The sequence below is a fragment of the Vibrio ponticus genome (assembly GCF_009938225.1).
Lineage (GTDB): Bacteria > Pseudomonadota > Gammaproteobacteria > Enterobacterales > Vibrionaceae > Vibrio > Vibrio ponticus.
Genome location: NZ_AP019657.1, coordinates 2,243,067 through 2,268,190, shown reverse-complemented (window position 1 = coordinate 2,268,190; position 25,124 = coordinate 2,243,067). Strand labels below are relative to the sequence as shown.

The 25,124-nt window shown below is 46.1% G+C and carries 15 protein-coding genes, 4 tRNA genes, 3 rRNA genes and 1 other annotated feature; of the genes, 13 read left to right on the top strand and 9 right to left on the bottom strand.

Annotation, left to right across the window (positions count from 1 at the left end):
- Positions 1 to 9: 9 nt before the first annotated feature.
- Positions 10 to 381 carry a PilZ domain-containing protein gene (locus tag GZN30_RS10105; protein WP_075651509.1) on the bottom strand — a complete coding sequence of 124 codons (372 nt, stop codon included), beginning with the start codon at positions 379 to 381 and terminating at the stop codon, positions 10 to 12.
- A gap of 203 nt (positions 382 to 584) precedes the next feature.
- Positions 585 to 2,252, bottom strand: coding sequence for an energy-dependent translational throttle protein EttA (gene ettA, locus GZN30_RS10100; RefSeq protein ID WP_075651511.1), 1,668 nt, complete (start codon positions 2,250 to 2,252; stop codon positions 585 to 587).
- Positions 2,253 to 2,509: 257 nt separating this feature from the next.
- Between ettA and sltY the strand changes: the two genes are divergently transcribed.
- Both sltY and trpR read left to right on the top strand, forming a co-directional pair.
- On the top strand, positions 2,510 to 4,456 hold the full coding sequence (gene sltY / locus GZN30_RS10095) for a murein transglycosylase (RefSeq protein ID WP_075651513.1): 1,947 nt from the start codon (positions 2,510 to 2,512) through the stop codon (positions 4,454 to 4,456).
- A 15-nt stretch (positions 4,457 to 4,471) separates the two neighbouring features.
- Complete coding sequence (gene trpR / locus GZN30_RS10090) at positions 4,472 to 4,765, top strand: trp operon repressor (RefSeq protein ID WP_075651515.1); 294 nt, start codon at positions 4,472 to 4,474, stop codon at positions 4,763 to 4,765.
- Between the two features lie 43 nt (positions 4,766 to 4,808).
- On the opposite strand, the gene yjjX is transcribed toward trpR, so the two are convergent.
- The 7 genes from yjjX to GZN30_RS10055 all read right to left on the bottom strand — a co-directional run bounded on the left by yjjX (position 4,809) and on the right by GZN30_RS10055 (position 13,239).
- Positions 4,809 to 5,339, bottom strand: a complete 531-nt coding sequence (gene yjjX, locus GZN30_RS10085) for an inosine/xanthosine triphosphatase (protein WP_075651517.1) — start codon at positions 5,337 to 5,339, stop codon at positions 4,809 to 4,811.
- Positions 5,329 to 7,650, bottom strand: a complete 2,322-nt coding sequence (locus tag GZN30_RS10080; RefSeq protein ID WP_075651519.1) for a putative bifunctional diguanylate cyclase/phosphodiesterase — start codon at positions 7,648 to 7,650, stop codon at positions 5,329 to 5,331. The genes yjjX and GZN30_RS10080 overlap by 11 nt, the downstream gene beginning before the upstream one ends.
- Entirely contained in the window at positions 7,634 to 8,683 is a 1,050-nt protein-coding gene (locus GZN30_RS10075; RefSeq protein ID WP_232060474.1) for a polyamine ABC transporter substrate-binding protein, read from the bottom strand. The genes GZN30_RS10080 and GZN30_RS10075 overlap by 17 nt, the downstream gene beginning before the upstream one ends.
- 159 nt (positions 8,684 to 8,842) lie before the next feature.
- Positions 8,843 to 10,021 (bottom strand): prephenate dehydratase, encoded by a 1,179-nt coding sequence (gene pheA, locus GZN30_RS10070; protein ID WP_075651521.1) that lies wholly within the window; start codon positions 10,019 to 10,021, stop codon positions 8,843 to 8,845.
- A 14-nt stretch (positions 10,022 to 10,035) separates the two neighbouring features.
- Positions 10,036 to 10,157 (bottom strand) — a sequence feature (Phe leader region).
- Between the two features lie 108 nt (positions 10,158 to 10,265).
- On the bottom strand, positions 10,266 to 10,598 hold the full coding sequence (gene hpf, locus GZN30_RS10065; protein ID WP_075651523.1) for a ribosome hibernation-promoting factor, HPF/YfiA family: 333 nt from the start codon (positions 10,596 to 10,598) through the stop codon (positions 10,266 to 10,268).
- 350 nt (positions 10,599 to 10,948) lie between these two features.
- Complete coding sequence (locus GZN30_RS10060; protein ID WP_075651525.1) at positions 10,949 to 12,388, bottom strand: MltF family protein; 1,440 nt, start codon at positions 12,386 to 12,388, stop codon at positions 10,949 to 10,951.
- A 125-nt stretch (positions 12,389 to 12,513) separates the two neighbouring features.
- Complete coding sequence (locus GZN30_RS10055; protein WP_075651527.1) at positions 12,514 to 13,239, bottom strand: outer membrane protein assembly factor BamD; 726 nt, start codon at positions 13,237 to 13,239, stop codon at positions 12,514 to 12,516.
- A gap of 130 nt (positions 13,240 to 13,369) precedes the next feature.
- Here GZN30_RS10055 and rluD point away from each other — a divergent pair, with 130 nt between their 5' ends.
- The 11 genes from rluD (at position 13,370) to GZN30_RS10000 (ending at position 25,078) form a co-directional block, all read left to right on the top strand.
- Positions 13,370 to 14,347: a 23S rRNA pseudouridine(1911/1915/1917) synthase RluD gene (rluD, locus tag GZN30_RS10050; protein WP_075651529.1), complete on the top strand. Its 978-nt coding sequence runs from the start codon at positions 13,370 to 13,372 to the stop codon at positions 14,345 to 14,347.
- Position 14,348: 1 nt separating this feature from the next.
- Positions 14,349 to 15,074 carry a peptidoglycan editing factor PgeF gene (pgeF, locus tag GZN30_RS10045; RefSeq protein WP_075651531.1) on the top strand — a complete coding sequence of 242 codons (726 nt, stop codon included), beginning with the start codon at positions 14,349 to 14,351 and terminating at the stop codon, positions 15,072 to 15,074.
- 129 nt (positions 15,075 to 15,203) lie between these two features.
- Complete coding sequence (gene clpB / locus GZN30_RS10040) at positions 15,204 to 17,777, top strand: ATP-dependent chaperone ClpB (protein ID WP_075651533.1); 2,574 nt, start codon at positions 15,204 to 15,206, stop codon at positions 17,775 to 17,777.
- Between the two features lie 505 nt (positions 17,778 to 18,282).
- Positions 18,283 to 19,837 (top strand): 16S ribosomal RNA (locus GZN30_RS10035).
- A gap of 65 nt (positions 19,838 to 19,902) precedes the next feature.
- Positions 19,903 to 19,979 (top strand) — tRNA-Ile (locus GZN30_RS10030).
- A 44-nt stretch (positions 19,980 to 20,023) separates the two neighbouring features.
- A tRNA-Ala gene (locus tag GZN30_RS10025) sits at positions 20,024 to 20,099 on the top strand.
- 288 nt (positions 20,100 to 20,387) lie between these two features.
- Positions 20,388 to 23,278, top strand: a 23S ribosomal RNA gene (locus GZN30_RS10020).
- A gap of 108 nt (positions 23,279 to 23,386) precedes the next feature.
- A 5S ribosomal RNA gene (gene rrf / locus GZN30_RS10015) occupies positions 23,387 to 23,502 on the top strand.
- Together the 16S, 23S and 5S rRNA genes with 4 tRNA genes alongside form the textbook arrangement of a ribosomal RNA operon.
- A gap of 41 nt (positions 23,503 to 23,543) precedes the next feature.
- Positions 23,544 to 23,620: transfer RNA gene (locus GZN30_RS10010), tRNA-Asp, on the top strand.
- A gap of 102 nt (positions 23,621 to 23,722) precedes the next feature.
- Positions 23,723 to 23,799 (top strand) — tRNA-Trp (locus tag GZN30_RS10005).
- Between the two features lie 517 nt (positions 23,800 to 24,316).
- Positions 24,317 to 25,078, top strand: a complete 762-nt coding sequence (locus tag GZN30_RS10000) for a hypothetical protein (RefSeq protein ID WP_075652174.1) — start codon at positions 24,317 to 24,319, stop codon at positions 25,076 to 25,078.
- Positions 25,079 to 25,124: the final 46 nt, after the last annotated feature.

Below are 25,124 nucleotides of genomic sequence, written 5' to 3'. Positions count from 1 at the left end.
ACAACTGTGTTAGGGAAATTCTGCTAGGTCAGATAGCTGTTCGATTTCTCGATGCAATAACTGATCATCGCCAACATTAAGTTCAATAATGCGTTTAATGTGACTGATACTTTCAATATCAATATGTTCGATGATAACTCGAGTAATTCCTTGGACTTCATTGATGATTCGTCCTTCAAGCTCGATAGCGATATCGCTATCGGTCAGTTGGAATTTTATTAAAATGGTTTTAGAGCTATCGAGTTGCTGGCTCTGCGGGCAGTCAAGGAGTAGTCCATGTAGAGATAAGTCTTTTACACTGGCTGTCACTTGAGTGTCATTTTGCATCACGTCCGCTTGAGCTTGGTATACGATGCGTGAAAATCGACGACGTTCAATCATGTATTGTTCTCTTTAAAATCCATTTGGCTTCAGCTTACCAGAACTCGTTTGCTCGCCATTTGGAATTATTTAAAGTTAGTGATGGAAGTCGTTTTTGTCTTACTAACTATGCAAACCGTATAACAATAAAGGCCGCTATATTAGCGGCCTTTGAATGAATTTCAAGCAGAGATATCATCGATTCTCTGCTGAACACATCATGATTACTTAGAAATACGCTTGTACTTGATGCGGTGTGGTTCTGCCGCTTCAGGTCCCAACGTCTTCTTCAGCCATTCCATGTACTCGGTGTAGTTACCTTCGTAGAAGTTAACTTGACCTTCGTCACGGTAGTCGATGATGTGGGTTGCGATACGGTCTAGGAACCAACGGTCGTGCGAGATGACCATGGCACAACCTGGGAACTCTAGTAGCGCTTCTTCAAGTGCACGCAGAGTTTCAACGTCTAGGTCGTTGGTTGGTTCATCGAGTAACAGTACGTTACCGCCTGCTTTTAGCAGTTTCGCTAGGTGAACACGGTTACGCTCACCACCAGACAGTTCGCCAATCACTTTTTGTTGATCTGAGCCTTTGAAGTTGAAGCGAGAGCAGTAAGCACGTGCTGGGATTTCAAAGTTATTGATCTTGATGATGTCAGCGCCTTCCGAGATTTCTTGGAATACGGTGTTCTTATCGTTCATCGAGTCACGGAACTGATCAACTGATGCCAGTTTAACCGTGTCACCCATCTCGATAGTGCCTGAGTCAGGTTGTTCTGTGCCACTTAGCATCTTGAACAGAGTCGATTTACCTGCACCGTTGGCACCGATGATGCCAACGATCGCACCTTTAGGCATGCTGAATGATAGGTCATCAATCAGAACGCGACCATCGAATGACTTAGTTAGGTTGTTAACTTCGATAACCTTGTCACCTAGACGCTCACCTGGCGGAATGAACAGCTCGTTGGTCTCATTACGTTTTTGGTGGTCAGTGCTTTGCAGTTCTTCAAAGCGCGCCATACGTGCTTTCGATTTTGCTTGGCGACCTTTAGGGTTCTTACGTACCCACTCAAGTTCTTTCTCGATGGTCTTTTGACGAGCGCTTTCTTGTGATGCTTCTTGCTGTAGACGTGCATCTTTTTGCTCTAGCCAAGAGGTGTAGTTACCTTGCCATGGAATACCTTCACCACGGTCAAGTTCAAGGATCCAGCCCGCAGCGTTATCTAGGAAGTAACGGTCGTGCGTGATAGCCACTACAGTACCTGTGTAATCCACTAGGAAGCGTTCTAGCCATGCAACAGACTCAGCATCCAAGTGGTTGGTTGGTTCGTCTAGTAGTAGCATGTCTGGCTTTTCTAGTAGCAGACGACAGATAGCAACACGGCGACGTTCACCACCTGACAAGTGTTGGATTTTTTGATCCCACTCAGGCAGGCGTAGTGCGTTTGCTGCACGCTCAAGAGCATTATCTAGGTTGTGACCATCTTTCGCTTGAATTAGCGCTTCCAGTTCACCTTGCTCTTTTGCTAGTGCATCGAAATCTGCATCTTCTTCAGCGTAAGCTGCATATACCGCGTCTAGGCGTTTAAGAGCACCTGCTACATCAGATACGGCTTCTTCAACGATCTCACGAACAGTCTTAGATTCATCGAGTACTGGCTCCTGAGGTAGGTAGCCTACGTTCAGACCTGGTTGTGGACGAGCTTCACCATCGATATCAGTATCGATACCCGCCATGATACGTAGCAGTGTTGATTTACCTGCACCGTTCAGACCAAGAACACCGATTTTTGCACCAGGGAAGAAGCTTAGAGAAATGTCTTTTAGAATTTGACGCTTAGGTGGCACAATTTTGCTCACCCGCGACATGGTATATACGTATTCAGCCATTGCCGATCGTTCCTAACTTTCTGTATACATAAACAAGTATTTTACACCAACCGAACAAGCTTTGTTACCGATCCTGACAATTGGTGCTGATAGAGAAAGCATACTAACGAAATTTACTCGATAGGGAAGTGCAATTGATTAAATGTGTCACACTTGTATGAAATAATTTCTATTTACAACCGCATGCTTTACAGAAGCGATTAGAATAGTTTTATATAGCCTTTTATTAAAATCGTTTCTCACTAGGACGAGATGACATGACGCCAAGGTCTTCTAAGACGCTGTATCGCCTTCCTTCATCGCTATTGGCATTGTCGACGATGATATACAGCGCAGCAGGTTTCGCTGCTACTCCTTTATCGGAACAAAGAGAACTTTATGATCAAGCGCAGCAACTGCTTGATAGTAAACAAGTGGATAAATATCTTGAGTTACGACCGCAAATCGCAACTTATCCGCTTACTCCTTATGTGGATTACCGCACCTTTTTACTCCAGTTGGGCGATAAGTCCCCTCAGCAAGTGGATGCGTTTATTGAGCAATATCGAGACTTTCCATTCTCGAAGCGGATTCGAGCGCCGTATATTGACTCTCTAGCTCGCAACAAACAGTGGCAAACACTATTGGCGTTTCAAACGGAACTGCCTCGTGGAGAACAGTATCAGTGTCACTACTACAACGCACAGTTACAGACCGGTAATCAGCAACTGGCGTTTACAGGTGCGCAAGAGTTGTGGTTGAAAGGTCGCAGTGTGTCCGACGCTTGTGATCCGCTCTTTTCTGCTTGGGACAAAGCTGGACTCAGAACTGATCAGCAGATACTTGATCGTATGTTGCTGGCGTTTGATGCCCGAAACGGCAGCTTACTCAAATATCTATCGAAGCAAGTTGGCTCAAGCGAAGCCAAAAAACAAGCGCAGCAGATGAAGGCACTATTTGATAAACCAAGTAGCGTCGCTAATTTTGCCAAACAGCAACCTGCTAATGCGTTTTATCGTCAACAGAGCGAGATGGCATTAGAGAAGCTGGCAAGGATGGATGTCAAACAAGCCCAACAAGCTTGGTCTGAAGTGGTTGCCGGACAAAAAATGTCATCGCCTCAAGCGCAAGCGCTTGCTGACTATATTGCACTGCGCTTAATCAATACTGACTCTGCCGAGCTGATAGAGTGGCGTGACACACAAATTGATCAATCAAGCAGCACCAAGCTGATTGAACGTCGCATTCGCTTAGCCATTCAACACGCTGATTGGCAAGGTGTGGAGCGTTGGATTGGAGTACTGACTGAAAAGCCACAGGCTTCATTACGCTGGCAATACTGGTTAGCTCGCGCTGAACTAGAGCAAGGACAAAACCAGCAAGCAAAACAACGTTTAGAAAAAATTGTCGGTAAGCGCAATTTCTACAGTGTTGCGGCGGCAAAAGAGCTCGGTCGTTCAGTGGTTTATCCCCAAACTACGCTTCAGCTTGATCGCAGTGTCGTGAAGCCGTTTGATCAATCATTGGCTCGCATTGATGAACTGATCGCGCGTGACAAAATTGCTGCGGCGAAGAGTGAGTGGCGTCATTTGCTTAATCGTGCCAGTAAAACGCAGCAAGAGCAGCTAACCGCTTATGCCGCGTATAAGCGTTGGCATCATCTGACGGTGACCGGCAGTATTGAAGCGAAAATGTGGGACAACCTAAAGCTGCGTTTTCCGGTCGCTCATCGCTGGTGGTTTAATTTTTATGGGGACAAGCACAGTATCGACCCGATCACTTTAATGTCACTCGCTCGCCAAGAGAGTGCCATGGATGTGGAAGCGAAATCACCAGTTGGTGCACGTGGGATCATGCAAATCATGCCTTCGACAGCCAAGTATACTGCGCGTAAATATGAGTTGAGCTACGACGGCAGCCATGATTTGTATCAGGTAGGTAAAAACATCGAGATTGGCAGTCGTTACTTGCAGAGTTTGTTGGATAAATACGATAACAATCGAATTTTCGCGTTTGCCGCGTATAATGCAGGTCCTGGAAGAGTGAAAACCTGGCGTGAGAGAACGCAAGGTAAATTAGATGCTTATGCGTTTATTGAAGCCATTCCGTTCAATGAAACTCGCGGTTATGTCCAAAACATTTTGATGTTTGAGATGTACTATCGTGAGCTATTGAGCGCCGATGGTGCTTTCCTCAAGCCAAATGAAATGAAAACCAAGTATTAAGCGAGCACTCAAATCATGGCACAACAACCTGAGTACACTGACTGGCAACAGATCTTAGATTTGATTAAACATAGCACGGCAACGGAACAGCATGAAATGTTGCTCACCATGCTGTTGACCCCAGATGAAAGAGACTCGCTTGTTGCCCGTGTGAACATTTTGCGTGAACTGCTTAAAGGTGATTTATCGCAACGCCAAATCAGTCAAATGCTGGGGGTGGGTGTTGCGACCATTACTCGCGGCTCAAATGAACTAAAGTCGAAAAGTTCAGAAGAGAAACAAGCTATTACTGAGTTGCTTGAACGTTAATAAGATAAAGGTGCCCAATGGCACCTTTATTGTTTTCAGTGGCTTAGATATTTGCCGCGTAGTGATTGGGGTTGCTAAATGGAATGAGCGCCAAAATCAACGCTTGATGGTAAACCGAACTGCGGGTCAACTGATGTTGAGTCAGTAAGCCAATAGCTCCGCCTTTTTGTTTGATATTCTCGGTATTAAATTCTTTATCCATAATGTTGCCGAGTTCGACATCGTGACTTAATTGTTCAGCCACTTTGGGTGGCAACATCATACTTGCCGAGCGAGACTCGCCGCGCTGAGTATCTGATTCAATCACCATCCAAGCGAAAGTAATCCCATTTTCTACCCCGGCTTCTAAACCAACATAGTAATCGCCGGAGGCAGATTGTTTGGCGTTAGCGACACGATTACGCGCCCCTTGATACGTTTCTTGGTTACTCATTGGCTGATCTGCAACACCACTCGGCACGTTTACGCCTTGGAAATGAAACTCTTGTTGTGGAAACACAGCGTTAAATGCGCTTTTTACCGCGTCTATCTTGGCGGGATTTAGTGATGCGACAATGACAGTCTTAATAGACATCTTCCAATACCTTTGGTTTGCTCGCGAACTCTTTTAACTGAGAAAGCTTTACCGGTGGAGAGAGGTAATAGCCTTGCATGTAATCGCATTGATTATCGGCTAGCCAATCATGCATCTCTGCTGATTCAATCCCTTCTGCTGTCACGATCATTGATTGTGAATGACACAAGTCGACAAGTGGTTTTACAACTTTACGATTGTTGGTTTTGATCAGGGTCGCTAAGAATTCACGATCTAATTTAATTTTTTGTACTGGGTATTCTACAAGCTGTGTAATAGATGTATAGCCTGAACCAAAATCATCGATGGCGAGTTTGAACCCCATGCTAGAGAGCTCATCAAGCAAGGTGTAGTTGTGTGAATCGGTAGCGAAGGTTTCGGTGATCTCGAAATCGATTAAATCTGGTTGAACTTGATATTGCTGCGCCATCATATGAATAAAAGTGGCGAGTTGTTTTGAATCTAATTCAGCCGCAGAAAGATTAATGGAGAGTTGAATCTCGTGGTTAAACGTCTCCTGAAGATCGACAAAATCACGAAATGCCTGCTCTATTACCCAGCGGTCGATATTACCGAATAAGCCGGTTTTCTCTGAGATAGGGATGAACTCTTCCGGTGGCACGTTGTTGAGCTTAGGTGAATGCCAACGAAGTAAGGCTTCTACGCCGACAACATGACTGCCTGAGCGATCAAAGTAGGGCTGATAGAGTAAACGAAACTCACGGTTAAAATCGCCATTTCTGAGTGCTCGTTCAATCTGAGTTTGGCGACGTACTGTGTTATCGAGCGCTTGCGAGTAATAAGAGAGCTGGTTTTTTCCTGCGCGTTTCGCTTGATACATTGCAGTATCGGCATTCGATAGCAGGTGTTCTAGGGTTTTGCCATCGGTTGGGTAACTGGCAATACCAATACTGGCGGTAATGGGTAAGCGACCTAGCGGAGAGGTGGAACTTGCAACAAAAGGGTCAAGAATTGCTTGGGCGAGAGTTTCAGCGGGTTTGCTATTGGTTTTGGTCGCAATAAAGATGGCAAATTCATCCCCTGATAAGCGGGCGGCTAGACACTTTTCCTGATTGACCACTTGCCAATCGTGGCACAACGTACGTAAGTGGGCGGCAAAGTTAGTCAGTAAACTGTCTCCAGCATTATGCCCATATTTGTCATTCACATATTTAAAGTTGTCGAGGTCGATATAGAGAATCCACGCGTATTTACACTGGTAGCGATTGGTTAAACATTGGCTGGCATAGTTTTGAAATTGGTAGCGATTGGCTAAACCCGTGAGATGGTCATTTTCAGCCAGTGCCTTGGTTTTTTGATACGCCTGCTGCAGCTCTTGATACAGACTTTGAAAACGATATGACAAACGACCTATTTCATCTTTATTCGGTAAGGTTTCGATATTCAGGCGCTGCTTGTTCTCAACTTCTAATAGTTGACGGTCGAGTTTAGCCAGTGGGCTGGTGACATGACGATACAAAAGTAGCAATAAAATAACTAAGGTCAAAATCGAAGAACCCGAGTAAAAAAGCAATAGCTTTCCTTTGATTTCACTTAGTTTATCTTCAAGCAAATAGCTCGCGGGATCTAAGGTGGCGAACAGACCAGACTGTAACTCTATCGACTGATTCAAACCGTTTTTTTGTACAGGGTGAGGGGTATAGAAAATGGAGCTGTCGTTATCAAATTCAATGATCCGTTGCAGTTGGTCAAATTGATCCAACGTCATATACACCAGAAAGATCGCTTTGTTACTTTGGTTATCATTCAATGAAATTTGCCAAGAAATAGGGTCCACCACTTTATAGTGAATAAGTAGGCTCTGCCCCTTTTGATTTTTGCTAAAGCCAATATGCTCGTCTAGCTTGGTCTTAGAGTATATGGATTTAACGTATTCCAGTGCTTGAATATCGATGTTAGAAAAAGGATCTTTTTGGTTATCGGCGAAGAAGCGTGGGGTTTGCTGATGATCGAGAATTGCGATACCAATTTCATCTTGGGAAAGGGACTGGAAGCTATTAATGATGCGTTGCATATTGCTCAGAATCTCCATTTCAATAAATGGATTTTCTTGGTTGCGCAGATACTGTAAGACTATTTCGCTGCGTGACAGGGTTAACGCATAGCTATTGATTAATGAATAAGACTGGCGAAAGTGACCAGCGAGCTTCTCCATCGTGAGTTGCAAATAGCTCGTTTCCCGCTTAATCAATGCCTCTTTTTGGTTTTGGAATATGCCATAACTTGATATGGCAGCGCTGATCAAAATGACCGGCGCGACAAGTAAAAGGACTCTAGTGTTGAGTTTCATGTTCTATTAATAGCTGGCTGAGTATTTTGGCTCGAAGGCTAATATTTTTAGCGGAGAGCGTCTGCTCTAACTGTTCGAGGCGAAAATGGGTTGTATCAGCGTTTAATAGTGCATCATTTGCATACCAATCAGGGACTAGTTTCAAGGCACTTCGGTTGGTCGTTGCAGCTTTGATTTCGGTTGCATTGATTGCAGCGACTTTGGGATCTGAAATGTAGTCAATAAAGCTTAGGGCAAGAGGTTGTTTATCAGACTTTCGGTTGATGGCTAAGCAGTCGAGCCACAAATTTGGCTTTTCAGTGAGAGTTTTATATTGCCAGTGTTTAGTATGCTGTTGTTGATTGAGTAAGTGCTGATCACCACTGTAAGCCATGGCAATATAGAGTTGATCGCTCTCCTCGGCTTGCGCAATAAAGCTTAATGGGTATTGGTAGGTCAAGATGTGTTTGTTGAACTCTCGCATGGTCTGATAGCTTTGGTGCAGCACATCCGGGTTACTTGTGCCAGGTGAGATCCCTAAGCTAAGTAGAAACGGTAAAAAACTATCCGTCGTATCATTGAGCAAACCGATATGCCCTGAAAGGGTTTCGTCAGGAGTGATAAATTCCGGCCAGCTTGACGGGGGCGTTTTGACTATGTCGGAACGATAAACGACACCAATTGATCCCCAAAAATAGGGTTGACCATACTCGCCACAGGCATTGTTCCAGAAAGCATCATGATGCTTACGGTTGTTTACGCCAGTGATGTTAGTGAGCTTGCCTAGGTTACCAAAGACATTGGTTGAAATATTATCAAGCACCATTACATCGAAGAGCAGACGTTCATTGCTGCTGAGTAACGTATCTCTCTCATCATTGCTGTCGAAATGGGTAATTTTGAGGGTTATGCCTGTCTCCTGTTGCCATTGTTCAATGACCTGCTGAGAAAGCGTGTTTTCCCACATTAAGATATTGAGTTGTTGAGCGGCGAGCGTAAAACTGACACTTGGCAATAGCCAGAGTGAGCAGTAGAGGAATTGTCTTATTGTCATGCGGAGTTACCGAGTCCTTGGTTTAAATTGGATAACACCGAGCTATGTAAGAGAGGAGGGGCTTACACAAAAGCATGCTCAAAGAGATGAGCATGCTAGAGAGTTTTATACAGAGTGTCAGCCACAGATGGGCTGTTTTTTGAACTGTGTGGCGAATCCTTACACTAGTTTTACTTGAGTTGGCTTCACATTCTCACTTGGGTAACAACCCAATACCTTTAAGTGTTTAGTAATGCGAGTCAGTTCAGAAAGTGCGTTTTGCATATTCTCCGCATCTAAGTGAGCATCAACATCAACATAGAACATTTCTTCCCATGGGTTACCCATGATTGGGCGCGACTCAAGCTTGGTCATGTTGATTTCGTAACGTTGCAGCACCAGCAGTGTGGCAACCAATGAGCCAGTCTCTTGTGATGTAGACATGATGAGCGTGGTTTTCGCCGGGATCTGCGGAGAGACTTCAACTGGCTTGCGTGCCACAACGATAAAGCGTGTATGGTTTTCGGTTTGGTTGGCGATGTTGCCTTGGATCGGTTGTAAACCGTAGATTTTACCCGAAGAGGCATTGCCAATGGCTGCCACATCAGAGCGATTGAGCTCACGTACTTTTTGCATCGCATCTGCGGTGCTTGCACAGGTTTTAAGTTCAATGTTTTTCAAGCGTCCAATGAACTCACTGCATTGCTGATGAGGCTGAGGATGTGAGTAGAGAGTCGTTAGGTTTTCTAGACGGATCTCTTCGGTTGCCACTAAGCAATGTTCAATCGGTAAGGTGATTTCGCCGACGATGTATAACGTGGTGTGTTGCAGCAGGTCATAGACTTCGTTGATAGAACCGGAACTGGTGTTTTCAATCGGTAGCACACCAAAATCTGCATGACCAGATTCTACTGTGCTTGCTACCTCTTTAAAGCCTTCGCAATTGAGTTCGATTAATTCAGTATTTTTACGACTGAAATATTCACGGCTTGCCAGATGTGAATAAGAGCCTTTTGAACCAAGAAAGGCGACGCGAGCCAGAGGTTTGCGGCTCAGTTCTGGGTTAGCAAGGTTTTGTAAGTATGACTGCTGTAGAAGTACCGAGTCTTCAATAATCGCATGGAATAGCTTAGTGATGTACTGGGCATCCAGTTGGTATTTATCGAGACCGTTGTTGATTAGTTTGACGAGTAGTTGTTGTTCACGCTCAGCATCACGCACAGGCTTGGCGGTGTGTACTTTACTTTTTGCCACTTCAATACTCATCTTACGACGTTCGGAAAGTAGTTGTAGCAGTTTATCGTCTAGCTCGTTAAGGCGTAGACGAATTTCGTCAAGAGAGTATTGTTGTTCTGTCATCCTAATAATCCTTACATAAAAAAACCTCCCGTTGGGGAGGCTTTCTGTTCGTTTTTGACTTATCTTCCGAAAACGAGTCAGCCTCCAAAGCTATTGGAGAAAAAATAAGTCGAAAAAGAACAGATGAGTGAGTTGCATAATTTTCATTCATTTAAGAAGTTACTCAACACAATAAGCAACCGTGTTTTCAGCGTCAAGCAAAAAAATAGCGCCCTGAGGCGCTATTTTCTAAATATCGATTTGGTTATTCCGCTTCTTCGACTTCTTCAAGCTCCGGCTTTTCGCTGCGGCGAGCTTCTGGTTTGTGGCGTAGTTTGTTTAGCTGACGTTCTAGTTTTTGTTCTACCTCGTTAACGGCAGCGTATAAATCTTCATGTAATGCTGAAGCGACAAGTTTTCCTTTTGGTACCGTGATGACTGCTTCAAACTTCATTTGTTTGTTTGGCTCCTCGCTGAATGTCGCTTGGCAGCCAATGATATCTACTTGCCACTTTTCGAGCTTTTTAAATTTGCTCTCAATGTGATTGCGGATTGCAGAGGTGATGTCGATATTTTTACCAGTGATGTTTACTTTCATAGATGTTTTCCTCTGTTGCATCCCTCATGGGTTAACTCCAGATTACTGATTCAACCAAGAAAGAATGTGATCTGTATCACTATTTTTGCCTGATATTTCTTGCTCAAGACCATTTGTGATCTCACTCAAACACTGTTGGAATTAATCTACGAAAAAGCTTGTGAAACAAAAAAAACGCGTTAGATTGGTAAGGGTATCTAGCTAAAAAGCCACTGTTTTTTAGGGCTCTTATACGACCTAAAGAAACAGGTTGCTCATTCCTTGCTCACCCTCTATTTGTGATTCCCCTCTCAAAAAAAATCTGCCATCTGCCAAATTCGCTTTTATCTTCAGTTCTGCTCGAACGGGATTTATTTTTCTTTAACTTCAATCGGGAAGACCAAAGGGTTGGTGACTGAGTGGTCGGGTTGGTTGCGGCTTTGCTGCAATAACGATAGCTGCGTATAGATAATAAAGTAGCGATTAATATTCGTGACATATTGCACCGGTTCGCGACCAATGTTGCGCCGGGTGACGACTTCGACATGTTTAAACCACTTGTTTGGGTTATATCCTTGCTGACGAGCGATGCGGCGCATCTTGCGAATATTACCCGGACCGGCGTTATAAGAGGCGAGGGCGAAATAGACTTTGTTTTCGGCGCTGATGTTGGTGTCGTTAAAATAGCGGTCTTTAATAAAGCGCATATATTTCACGCCAGCATGAATGTTGTTGTCGAGTTTGTAGATGTTTGCAATGTTGACGTTGGGATCTCTGGCTGTGCTAGGCAGCACCTGCATAATACCGACAGCCCCCATGCGCGATACTTTTCTTTGATCGAGCCCTGACTCTTGATAACCCTGCGCGGAAATCATTAACGGATCGAAGCCATATTGATTGGAGTAGTGGCTAAAGGTATCCGCGAGAGACTCTAACTTACGGATGTTTTTCGGATCGAGCACTTCACGTAGCCAGCGAGTATTTTCCAGATATTTACCGTAAATCACATTGCCCATCATGGTGCCTGAGCGATGTTTGGCAAGATATTGATCAACCGCACGCTTAAGTTGCGGACTCCCTTTTCTCATTGCCCAAGCGATCACCCCATTTTTGCGCAGCGGCAGTTTTCTTTGCGCTTGGATATTGTTCATGACAGTTAGCCAAAGTTCGGCTTTGTGACTATCGAGAACGGTCGCTTTAATGTGCCCTTGATTGACCATCTCCATTACTTCGTAGTCTTGGATGGTTTCATGCAAAAAGCGGATTAACACCGGAGGTTTACCGAGTTTATTGAGCTGGTGGTTGAGCTTCTGCAAGCTCTCAAAGTAACTAGAGCTAGCACGCACCCAAAACTCTTTACCGCTCAACTGTTTGATATTGGTGTATTGGGTTTTCTGTTTGGGGGTGATGATCCATTCTTCTACCCCCCGTCTTACTGGAGCACTAAATTCGACCTTTTCTTGCCGTTGTTTGGTCACGGTTAGGTTGGCGACAACAAGATCGCCATAACCCTGTTCAAGTAAAGGCAGAAGATCATCGCGATCAACAGGGATCACTTGCAGATTGAGTTTGGCATGGCTGCGTTTGAGCTGCTTTTCAAAGTGATAGAGAAGTTCCGCCAGTATCCCCTTCGGTTGACCTTGCTCTATGTAGTAGAAACCCAGATCAGCGGATACCAGAACACGAATGACGCCTTTTTTTTCGAGTTTATCTAAGTCGCCAAAATAGGGCGCTCTATCTAGGGGAGTAAGCGATAACGCCAGTGCATGAAGTGGCAATAAGATCAAAGACAAGCAAAGCGCTTTAAACATGAGGTAGCCTTTTTAGGTAACTCTATTAAAGGTAGCTTTTGTTAGGCAGTAAACAAGGTTGAGTTAAATTGAATAGCAGCAATAAAAAAGCCGCGTTGAAACGCGGCTTTGATAATCATAACAACTTAGATTGGATTCAATTTCATTAACTGACGAGTTCGTTCCGCTGGTTCTTCAAGCCCTAACTCTTCGTAAGCTTCTAGTTGAATGCTTAGCGACTTACGTGCTGCTTCTGTGTTCGGGTAAGTTTTTTGCAGTTCTTGGCAGCGATTGATTGCGGCGATCCAAGCTTCGCGGCGTAAATAAAAATCGGCAGTTGCAAGATCATATTCAGCCAAACGGTTTTTCAGTGCAATCATGCGTTTTTGTGCATCTTCTGCATACGGGCTATTTGGGTAGCGCTCTAGCAGTTTCTTAAAATCTGCAAATGCGGATTTGACTGGCTCTGGATCGCGATCACTTCGATCGATATTGAAAATGTCGTGCATGAAGTTGCGATCTTGTGCCATATGAGTCAGACCACGCATATACAGTACCCAGTCTAATTTTTCATTGGTTGGGTTTAAACGAATAAAACGCTCGATAGTCGCAAGACCTAATGCGAGGTCATCGTTTTTATAATATGCGTAGATAAGATCAAGTTGTACCTGTTCTGAATAAGCGCCAAATGGGTAGCGAGAATCGAGAGCTTCTAGCTTATCAATTGCGGTGGTCCAGCTACCTTGCTGCAGTAATACTTGAGCTTCAGAGTAAAGCTCTGATGGCGGAACATCTGGAACAATCTCTTCGCTGCTGGTACATCCGACGAGTAAACTGAGTGCTAATAATCCAGATAAAGTATGCTGTTTCATGTCAGGATTCGATTCCTTGAAGTAAATAATTCTCTCGCTTCCGTTACTTTCTTCTCGGTAGCAGATACAATGGAGCAATATTCTTCCATACTAGTGACAATTAGTCTCACAGTTTTTAAAAAAGTTCGATATGGCTCAGCAGATTGAATTAACCAATACAGTAAAAGATAGTCAATTAGGTCAACGTCTTGACCAGGCTATCGCAGAAATTTTTGCCGACTTCTCTCGCTCGCGACTCAAAGAGTGGCTTCTTGCGGGTAAAGTACAAGTTGACGGCGAGGTCGTAACCAAACCGCGTACTAAAGTGATGGGCGGCGAAGTCATCACACTGCAAGCGGAACTTGAAGATGAAGAGCGCTGGGAAGCGCAAGATATCCCATTGGATATCGTCTATGAAGATGATGACATCATTGTAATCAACAAGCCGCGTGATTTCGTGGTACACCCAGGTGCAGGTACACCAGATGGCACAGTGCTAAACGCATTGCTACATCATTACCCTGATATCGCGGAAGTACCTCGTGCGGGTATCGTGCACCGTCTAGATAAAGACACCACTGGTTTGATGGTGGTGGCGAAGACTGTTCCAGCGCAAACGCGTTTAGTACGTGCGTTGCAAAAACGTAATATCACGCGTGAATATGAAGCGATTGCAATCGGTCGTATGACGGCGGGCGGTAAAGTTGACAAAGCGATTGGTCGTCACTCGACTAAGCGTACTTTGATGGCAGTAAGCCCAATGGGTAAACCAGCTGTAACGCATTACCGCGTGGCGGAGCACTTCCGTGAGCATACACGTATCCGTCTACGTCTAGAAACGGGTCGTACTCACCAGATCCGTGTGCATATGTCATACCTACAGCATCCACTGTTAGGTGACACAGCGTACGGTGGTCGTGCACGTATTCCTTCAGGCGCGACGCAAGAACTCACCGAGATGATCCGTGGTTTTGACCGTCAAGCACTGCACGCCGTGATGCTACGTTTTGAACACCCAATCACAGGTGAAGAGCTAGAGTTCCACGCTCCAGTACCTGCTGATATGGTGGCGATGACAGAAGCATTGCGCCAAGATGCTCAAGAACACGGATTAGAAGAAGAGTACTAATATGTCGCTAATTATTCCTAACTGGAAAGTGCCTAAGCAGGTTAAAGCTATCTCGACGACACGTTTGGGTGGTCACTCTGCTGCACCATATCAAGGTTTGAACCTTGGTAGCCATGTTGGGGATGAATTAGCCACGGTACTTGAAAATCGTCAGGTTTTGGTTGAGCTTGCAGATATGCCGAGTGCGCCAATTTGGCTCAATCAAACTCATTCGACGCGCGTTGAAGTTGTCGATAAACCGACATCAAGCACGCTTGATGCGGATGGTTTATTTACCACGCAGCGTGGCGTGGTTTGCTCGGCAATGACGGCGGATTGTTTGCCTGTGTTGCTGACTAACACGCAAGGCACACAAGTGGCTGCGGTTCATGCTGGTTGGCGTGGGCTCGCACATGGCATTGTCGAAAATGCGGTTGAGATGTTTGAAGGTGAGGTGATTGCCTGGCTGGGTCCTGCAATTGGTCCGAGCGCCTTTGAAGTTGGTGATGATGTACTGCAAGCATTCTGTGATTTTGACGCACAGGCGAGTCGTGCATTTAAACCGACAGGCGCTACGGGTAAATGGTGGGCAAATATGGATCAAATTGCCATTCAACGCTTGCTTAAACTCGGCGTAAGCCAAGTGTACGCCAGTGGTATGTGTACTTACTCTGACCCTGAACAATTCTACTCCTATCGTCGTGATGGGGTGACCGGACGACAAGCCAGTTTGATTTGGCTTGAATGATGTTCTGAACAATATAAGGTTGACTATATGTCAGCCTTTTTTCATTTTTGCGCCCTTGAAAATCACACCATGCGTAGCCATCTTTGTTAGTGAAATAGAATTACCTCAGTTGAGTTTAGGAAGGTTGAAATGCGTCTAGACAGATTTACTAGCAAGTTCCAAATCGCTATTTCTGACGCGCAGTCTTTGGCGTTAGGTCGTGATCATCAATATATTGAACCTGTGCACCTGATGGTGGCACTGATGGATCAAAATGGTAGCCCGATTCGCCCACTACTGACGATGTTAAGCGTTGATGTTTCTCAATTACGTTCTAAGTTAGGAGAGATGTTAGATCGCTTACCGAAAGTGAGTGGCATTGGTGGTGATGTTCAGCTCTCGGGCAGCATGGGCACTCTTTTTAACCTATGTGACAAAGTGGCGCAAAAACGCCAAGACACCTATATCTCTTCAGAGATTTTCTTGCTGGCGGCAATTGAAGATCGTGGACCTTTGGGCGCGTTGCTGAAAGAGTTTGGCATTACCGAGCAAAAAGTGACCGAAGCTATCGATAAGATCAGAGGTGGTCAAAAGGTCGATGACCCAAATGCAGAAGAGATGCGCCAAGCACTCGAGAAATTTACTGTCGATCTTACCGAGCGAGCTGAGCAAGGTAAATTGGACCCTGTGATTGGTCGTGATGATGAGATCCGTCGAACGATTCAAGTGTTGCAGCGCCGTACCAAGAATAACCCAGTTATCATCGGTGAGCCTGGGGTGGGTAAAACCGCGATCGTTGAGGGTCTTGCCCAGCGCATCATTAATAATGAAGTACCGGAAGGCTTACGTGGTCGCCGCGTATTGTCTCTCGACATGGGCGCATTAGTCGCAGGTGCTAAATACCGAGGCGAATTTGAAGAGCGCCTAAAATCAGTCCTGAATGAACTGTCTAAAGAAGAGGGCAATATCATCCTCTTTATTGATGAGATTCATACTATGGTTGGAGCAGGTAAAGGCGAAGGCTCAATGGATGCGGGCAATATGCTCAAGCCAGCCCTTGCTCGTGGTGAACTTCACTGTGTCGGGGCGACGACTTTAGATGAATACCGTCAGTATATGGAGAAAGACCCTGCGTTAGAGCGTCGTTTCCAAAAAGTGCTGGTGGATGAGCCAACAGTAGAAGATACCGTTGCGATCTTACGTGGTCTTAAAGAGCGTTATGAATTGCACCACCATGTTGAAATTACCGATCCGGCGATTGTTGCTGCAGCAACGCTTTCACATCGTTATGTCTCTGATCGCCAATTACCGGATAAAGCGATCGATCTTATTGATGAGGCGGCGTCGAGCATTCGTATGCAAATGGACTCGAAACCGGAAGCGCTTGATAAGCTAGAGCGTAAGATCATTCAATTAAAGATCGAGCAACAGGCGCTAAGTAACGAGCAAGATGAAGCGAGTGAAAAACGCCTAGATATTTTGAATCAAGAACTGCAAGAGAAAGAACGTGACTTTGCTGAGCTTGAAGAAGTGTGGAATACAGAGAAAGCTGCACTGTCAGGTACGCAACATATCAAGACTGAACTTGAACAAGCGCGTCTTGATATGGAGTTAGCCCGTCGAGCGGGTGATTTAAGTCGTATGTCAGAGCTGCAATATGGACGTATTCCTGAGCTAGAGAAACAACTCGACTTAGCGACGCAAGCTGAAATGCAAGAGATGACGCTGCTGCGTAACAAAGTGACCGATGCAGAAATTGCCGAAGTTCTGTCGAAACAAACCGGTATTCCAGTTTCTAAGATGTTAGAGGCAGAGAAAGAGAAGTTGCTGCGTATGGAGCAAGTGCTGCATAAGCGTGTTATTGGTCAGAAAGAAGCGGTTGAAGTGGTGGCGAATGCGATTCGCCGTAGTCGAGCTGGTCTTTCAGATCCAAATAAACCGATTGGTTCTTTCCTATTCTTAGGTCCAACCGGTGTGGGTAAAACCGAACTGTGTAAAACATTGGCAAACTTTATGTTTGATAGTGAAGACGCCATGGTACGGATCGACATGTCTGAGTTTATGGAGAAACACTCTGTGGCTCGCTTGGTTGGTGCGCCTCCAGGCTATGTTGGCTATGAAGAGGGTGGCTATTTAACTGAAGCGGTGCGACGTAAACCATACTCAGTGATTCTATTAGATGAAGTTGAGAAGGCGCATCCGGATGTATTCAATATTTTGCTACAAGTATTGGATGATGGACGCTTAACGGATGGTCAAGGTCGTACGGTTGATTTTCGCAATACGGTTGTGATCATGACGTCGAACCTCGGTTCTTCACGTATTCAAGAGAACTTTAATACCCTAGATTACCAAGGTATTAAGAATGAAGTGATGGAAGTGGTAACGAAACACTTCAGACCTGAGTTCCTTAACCGTGTTGATGAAAGTGTCGTTTTCCATCCACTTGGTCAGGATCATATTAAGTCGATTGCGGCAATTCAGTTGTTACGTCTATCTAAACGTATGGAAGAGCGTGGTTTCCATATGGAAGTATCAGAGAAAGCGTTGGACTTGATTGCCCAAGTTGGCTTTGACCCAGTATACGGTGCGCGACCACTAAAACGCGCGATCCAACAAAGTGTCGAGAACCCGTTGGCGAAAGCGATACTTTCAGGACGAGTGGTGCCGGATAAAACCATCAAACTGATTGTGCACAATGACCAAATTGTTGCTCACCAGTAAGCATAAGTAGAGAGAAAAGGGGCTTTTAGCCCCTTTTTTGCTGCTGTTTTAACTGTTTTGTTTAAAATCCGTGCAAACAAACCGAAAGTCGCAAAAAAACTATTGCCAGTTAAAATTATCTCCCTATAATTCGCCTCCGTTGTCACGACAAACCAAGCGGTTTAGCGAAGCAACAAGACGGTGAAAGTTAACAAACTAACTTTCAGAGAAATAACGAAAAAAGTGTTTGACACTGAAAGTTATCTCGCTAAAATGACCGTCCGCTTTGAGATGAAAGCTTAAAGCAAAGCTCTTTAACAATATAAACCTATCAATCTGTGTGGGCACTCGTTGATGATAATCCAATTAGAAGCTTAGGCTTCAAATTTGATTTCAATGAACTGAGTGACCAATTAAGACTTCGGTCTTAGCACAGTCAATTCATTATCGTTCTGTTGGAACGATAATAGCTTTAAAATTACATTAGTAGTTTTGAAGTCAGTATTCATTGAGTCACCAAAATCTTAAATTGAAGAGTTTGATCATGGCTCAGATTGAACGCTGGCGGCAGGCCTAACACATGCAAGTCGAGCGGCAGCGACAACATTGAACCTTCGGGGGATTTGTTGGGCGGCGAGCGGCGGACGGGTGAGTAATGCCTAGGAAATTGCCCTGATGTGGGGGATAACCATTGGAAACGATGGCTAATACCGCATGATGCCTACGGGCCAAAGAGGGGGACCTTCGGGCCTCTCGCGTCAGGATATGCCTAGGTGGGATTAGCTAGTTGGTGAGGTAAGGGCTCACCAAGGCGACGATCCCTAGCTGGTCTGAGAGGATGATCAGCCACACTGGAACTGAGACACGGTCCAGACTCCTACGGGAGGCAGCAGTGGGGAATATTGCACAATGGGCGCAAGCCTGATGCAGCCATGCCGCGTGTATGAAGAAGGCCTTCGGGTTGTAAAGTACTTTCAGTAGGGAGGAAGGTTCATGCGTTAATAGCGTATGGATTTGACGTTACCTACAGAAGAAGCACCGGCTAACTCCGTGCCAGCAGCCGCGGTAATACGGAGGGTGCGAGCGTTAATCGGAATTACTGGGCGTAAAGCGCATGCAGGTGGTTAGTTAAGTCAGATGTGAAAGCCCGGGGCTCAACCTCGGAATTGCATTTGAAACTGGCTGACTAGAGTACTGTAGAGGGGGGTAGAATTTCAGGTGTAGCGGTGAAATGCGTAGAGATCTGAAGGAATACCGGTGGCGAAGGCGGCCCCCTGGACAGATACTGACACTCAGATGCGAAAGCGTGGGGAGCAAACAGGATTAGATACCCTGGTAGTCCACGCCGTAAACGATGTCTACTTGGAGGTTGTGGCCTTGAGCCGTGGCTTTCGGAGCTAACGCGTTAAGTAGACCGCCTGGGGAGTACGGTCGCAAGATTAAAACTCAAATGAATTGACGGGGGCCCGCACAAGCGGTGGAGCATGTGGTTTAATTCGATGCAACGCGAAGAACCTTACCTACTCTTGACATCCATAGAACTTAGCAGAGATGCTTTGGTGCCTTCGGGAACTATGAGACAGGTGCTGCATGGCTGTCGTCAGCTCGTGTTGTGAAATGTTGGGTTAAGTCCCGCAACGAGCGCAACCCTTATCCTTGTTTGCCAGCGAGTAATGTCGGGAACTCCAGGGAGACTGCCGGTGATAAACCGGAGGAAGGTGGGGACGACGTCAAGTCATCATGGCCCTTACGAGTAGGGCTACACACGTGCTACAATGGCGTATACAGAGGGCTGCCAACCAGCGATGGTGAGCGAATCCCAAAAAGTACGTCGTAGTCCGGATTGGAGTCTGCAACTCGACTCCATGAAGTCGGAATCGCTAGTAATCGTGGATCAGAATGCCACGGTGAATACGTTCCCGGGCCTTGTACACACCGCCCGTCACACCATGGGAGTGGGCTGCAAAAGAAGTGGGTAGTTTAACCTTTCGGGGAGGACGCTCACCACTTTGTGGTTCATGACTGGGGTGAAGTCGTAACAAGGTAGCGCTAGGGGAACCTGGCGCTGGATCACCTCCTTATACGATGATTATTGCGATGAGTGTTCACACAGATTGATGGTTTATAAAGTTTAAGAGACGATACTGGGTCTGTAGCTCAGGTGGTTAGAGCGTTCGCCTGATAAGCGAGAGGTCGGTGGTTCGAGTCCACTCAGACCCACCAATCTTCCTTCCCAAGAAGATTGGCACACAGTATCACACACTGATGGGGCTATAGCTCAGCTGGGAGAGCGCCTGCCTTGCACGCAGGAGGTCAGCAGTTCGATCCTGCTTAGCTCCACCATCTTTAAGCGCATTTGCTTAAGTGTTCTTAAAAATGGTTTCGAAAGAAACATGCTCTTTAACAATTTGGAAAGCTGACAAAACAACAATTTATTGTTGTTTGTAAAGTTCTCAAAGTATTCATTTATTGAATACACAAAAACACATTCAAGTGTTCTTGGGTTTTGTCTTACTGTTTTAAGTAAACAAAACATATTTGAGTCCGGCAAAATCGAGTCTGCATCATGTATAAAAATTGCAGACAACTTTGGTGATTTGAACATCAACTCGAAACTCCTTCGGGTTGTATGGTTAAGTGACTAAGCGTACACGGTGGATGCCTTGGCAGTCAGAGGCGATGAAGGACGTATTAACTTGCGATAAGCCCAGATTAGGCAGTAAAAGCCACTTGAGTCTGGGATTTCCGAATGGGGAAACCCACTAGCATAAGCTAGTATCGCTACGTGAATACATAGCGTAGCGAGGCGAACCGGGGGAACTGAAACATCTAAGTACCCCGAGGAAAAGAAATCAACCGAGATTCCGAAAGTAGCGGCGAGCGAAATTGGACTAGCCCTTAAGCTTTACACGCGTTAGACGAACGGTCTGGAAAGTCCGACGATACAGGGTGATAGTCCCGTAGTTGACGATGTGTGTTCAGTGAAATCGAGTAGGGCGGGACACGTGTTATCCTGTCTGAATATGGGGGGACCATCCTCCAAGGCTAAATACTACTGACTGACCGATAGTGAACCAGTACCGTGAGGGAAAGGCGAAAAGAACCCCTGTGAGGGGAGTGAAATAGAACCTGAAACCGTGTACGTACAAGCAGTAGGAGCAGGCTTTGTCCTGTGACTGCGTACCTTTTGTATAATGGGTCAGCGACTTATATTCAGTGGCAAGGTTAACCATCTAGGGGAGCCGTAGGGAAACCGAGTCTTAACTGGGCGTTCAGTCTCTGGATATAGACCCGAAACCAGGTGATCTAGCCATGGGCAGGTTGAAGGTTGAGTAACATCAACTGGAGGACCGAACCGACTAATGTTGAAAAATTAGCGGATGACTTGTGGCTAGGGGTGAAAGGCCAATCAAACCTGGAGATAGCTGGTTCTCCCCGAAAGCTATTTAGGTAGCGCCTCGGACGAATACTACTGGGGGTAGAGCACTGTTAAGGCTAGGGGGTCATCCCGACTTACCAACCCTTTGCAAACTCCGAATACCAGTAAGTACTATCCGGGAGACACACGGCGGGTGCTAACGTCCGTCGTGGAGAGGGAAACAACCCAGACCGCCAGCTAAGGTCCCAAATTATTACTAAGTGGGAAACGATGTGGGAAGGCTTAGACAGCTAGGATGTTGGCTTAGAAGCAGCCATCATTTAAAGAAAGCGTAATAGCTCACTAGTCGAGTCGGCCTGCGCGGAAGATGTAACGGGGCTAAGTAATAAACCGAAGCTGCGGCAATGAAGTTTACTTCATTGGGTAGGGGAGCGTTCTGTAAGCCGTTGAAGGTGTGTTGTAAAGCATGCTGGAGGTATCAGAAGTGCGAATGCTGACATGAGTAACGATAAAGGGGGTGAAAAACCTCCTCGCCGGAAGACCAAGGGTTCCTGTCCAACGTTAATCGGGGCAGGGTAAGTCGACCCCTAAGGCGAGGCCGAAAGGCGTAGTCGATGGGAAACGGGTTAATATTCCCGTACTTCTTACAATTGCGATGGGGGGACGGAGAAGGCTAGGTGGGCCTGGCGACGGTTGTCCAGGTTCAAGTGCGTAGGCTGAGAAATTAGGTAAATCCGGTTTCTCTTAAGGCTGAGACACGATGTCGAGCTACTACGGTAGTGAAGTCATTGATGCCATGCTTCCAGGAAAAGCCTCTAAGCTTCAGATTGTAAGGAATCGTACCCCAAACCGACACAGGTGGTCGGGTAGAGAATACCAAGGCGCTTGAGAGAACTCGGGTGAAGGAACTAGGCAAAATGGTACCGTAACTTCGGGAGAAGGTACGCTCTTGACGGTGAAGTCCCTCGCGGATGGAGCTATTGAGAGTCGCAGATACCAGGTGGCTGCAACTGTTTATTAAAAACACAGCACTGTGCAAAATCGTAAGATGACGTATACGGTGTGACGCCTGCCCGGTGCCGGAAGGTTAATTGATGGGGTTAGACTTCGGTCGAAGCTCTTGATCGAAGCCCCGGTAAACGGCGGCCGTAACTATAACGGTCCTAAGGTAGCGAAATTCCTTGTCGGGTAAGTTCCGACCTGCACGAATGGCGTAATGATGGCCACGCTGTCTCCACCCGAGACTCAGTGAAATTGAAATCGCTGTGAAGATGCAGTGTACCCGCGGCTAGACGGAAAGACCCCGTGAACCTTTACTACAGCTTGGCACTGAACATTGACCCTACATGTGTAGGATAGGTGGGAGGCTTTGAAGCAAGTACGCCAGTATTTGTGGAGCCGTCCTTGAAATACCACCCTTGTAGTGTTGATGTTCTAACGTCGACCCCTAATCGGGGTTACGGACAGTGCCTGGTGGGTAGTTTGACTGGGGCGGTCTCCTCCCAAAGAGTAACGGAGGAGCACGAAGGTGGGCTAATCACGGTTGGACATCGTGAGGTTAGTGCAATGGCATAAGCCCGCTTAACTGCGAGAATGACGGTTCGAGCAGGTGCGAAAGCAGGTCATAGTGATCCGGTGGTTCTGAATGGAAGGGCCATCGCTCAACGGATAAAAGGTACTCCGGGGATAACAGGCTGATACCGCCCAAGAGTTCATATCGACGGCGGTGTTTGGCACCTCGATGTCGGCTCATCACATCCTGGGGCTGAAGTCGGTCCCAAGGGTATGGCTGTTCGCCATTTAAAGTGGTACGCGAGCTGGGTTTAGAACGTCGTGAGACAGTTCGGTCCCTATCTGCCGTGGGCGTTGGAGAATTGAAAGGGGCTGCTCCTAGTACGAGAGGACCGGAGTGGACGAACCTCTGGTGTTCGGGTTGTGTCGCCAGACGCATTGCCCGGTAGCTAAGTTCGGAATCGATAACCGCTGAAAGCATCTAAGCGGGAAGCGAGCCTTGAGATGAGTTCTCCCTGATACTTTAAGTATCCTAAAGGGTTGTCGGAGACTACGACGTTGATAGGTCAGGTGTGTAAGTGCTGTGAGGCATTGAGCTAACTGATACTAATTGCCCGTGAGGCTTAACCATACAACACCCAAGGGGTTTTGATGGACTCAAAGAAAGAACAAAACTTGATTGTGTAGAGAACACACTCTTTATATAAGAGAAATCAGCTTTCCAGATTAAAGAATTTTTCTCGATGGCCATAGCGCTTTGGACCCACCTGATTCCATGCCGAACTCAGAAGTGAAACGAAGTAGCGCCGATGGTAGTGTGGGGCTTCCCCATGTGAGAGTAGGACACTATCGGGATTATATTTTGGACACTTGCTTTATAGCGAGTAAGCCACTGCGGAGTGGTAGTTCAGTTGGTTAGAATACCGGCCTGTCACGCCGGGGGTCGCGGGTTCGAGTCCCGTCCACTCCGCCACTTATTTGAAGGTTTCGACCTTCGGTCGAATGAGTCCCGCTTGAGCGCAAGCCCGGCCATTCCGCCACTTATTTGAGAGTCGTCTCATTAAACACGAACTACAGGGGTGTAGCTCCAATTGGCAGAGCAGCGGATTCCAAATCCGCGTGTTGGGAGTTCGAATCTCTCCACCCCTGCCATATTCGAAGGCTCTAGCAGAAATGCTGGAGCCTTTTTCGTTTCTAGTAGAAACGAAATTGGAACACTCCGTTCCGAGATGCGGGAACGTTCAGCCTCTTCGATGCTTCACTTCGAGAGGAAAAATGAAGATAATTCACAGCTAAGGTGCTGTATTTTCTAAACTCTATCGTTTTGGGGGGCTGAATACTCAATCCCTATGACGCTTCACTTTCAAGAAACTATCTCTAACCTGTTCTTTTGCTATTATATTCCAACGAGTACTTCTCGATTCTCAATTCTCAGCTCTACACACCCTTGCTCTTGCTCTTGCTCTTCTCCCGAATCCGTAGCGAAGCGTTCCGACCTCCCGCATCTACGTTCCCGCATCCGTAGCGCAGCGTTCCCAATTCCCACATCCATTCCCCGCAACAACCAGTAACATTTCTCTTGGTCGCTCTGAAATTGCGCTGACATTCACTGAAGTTCTGCTGACAGTGGTTATTTACCATACAACCAGTTCAAAAGATGAGGTGTCCTATGAGATTCAACAACAAGCTAGTTTTAACATCGTTTATAGCTGTCCCTTTGCTAGCTGGCTGTGTCACCCCAGGAGAGGATGACCCTAATGCGGCCACCAAACAAGGAGCGGTAGGAGGAGCATTACTTGGGTTAACCATGGGAGCGTTGACTGGAGAGCCAGATCTAGCCGTCAAAGGAGCGGTGGCCGGTGGTGTTGCTGGCGGTGTTGCGGGTGCTAGTCAAGATTTACAGAGCAATCGCGATAACATACGTCACGATAGTCGTAATGATGCAATAGCTACGATTGGCAGTGGCGCGACTCAAGCCTCCACACAACAGCATTGGCAGCAGTTAGAAAACTTCGTTGGCGAGTGGAATGTGAATATTCAAAGCCATGTTGTGACGACTGAACATCAACAAATTTCAGCTCAAGGGCAGCTCGCTTCGCTTTCGAAAGCGGATGTCTCTATATCAAATCAGCAAGGCTTAGCGTTAAATGCCTCATTTAGCTATGAACCAAACAGTGGCTATCAAATGAAGGTTGAGAACCAAGCGAAGAATGTGGCGGTAAATTTTGTGGGTGATGCGGACCAGAGCAGTAACAAAGTTTCGTTCTATCCAAGTAATGTAACGGATGTGATTTATGCTGATATTCCATCGCAAGATGTACGTTTAGAATTAAGCTTCGTTGGTGATAAAGTATGGTTAATCGATAGCTATGCTCATATAGATGGGCAAGAGCAGAAACTACAGACGTTTAGATTTACCAGAATCAGCTAATACAAAAAAGCCCTGCTCAAAGAGCAGGGCTTTTGTTCAATCCACT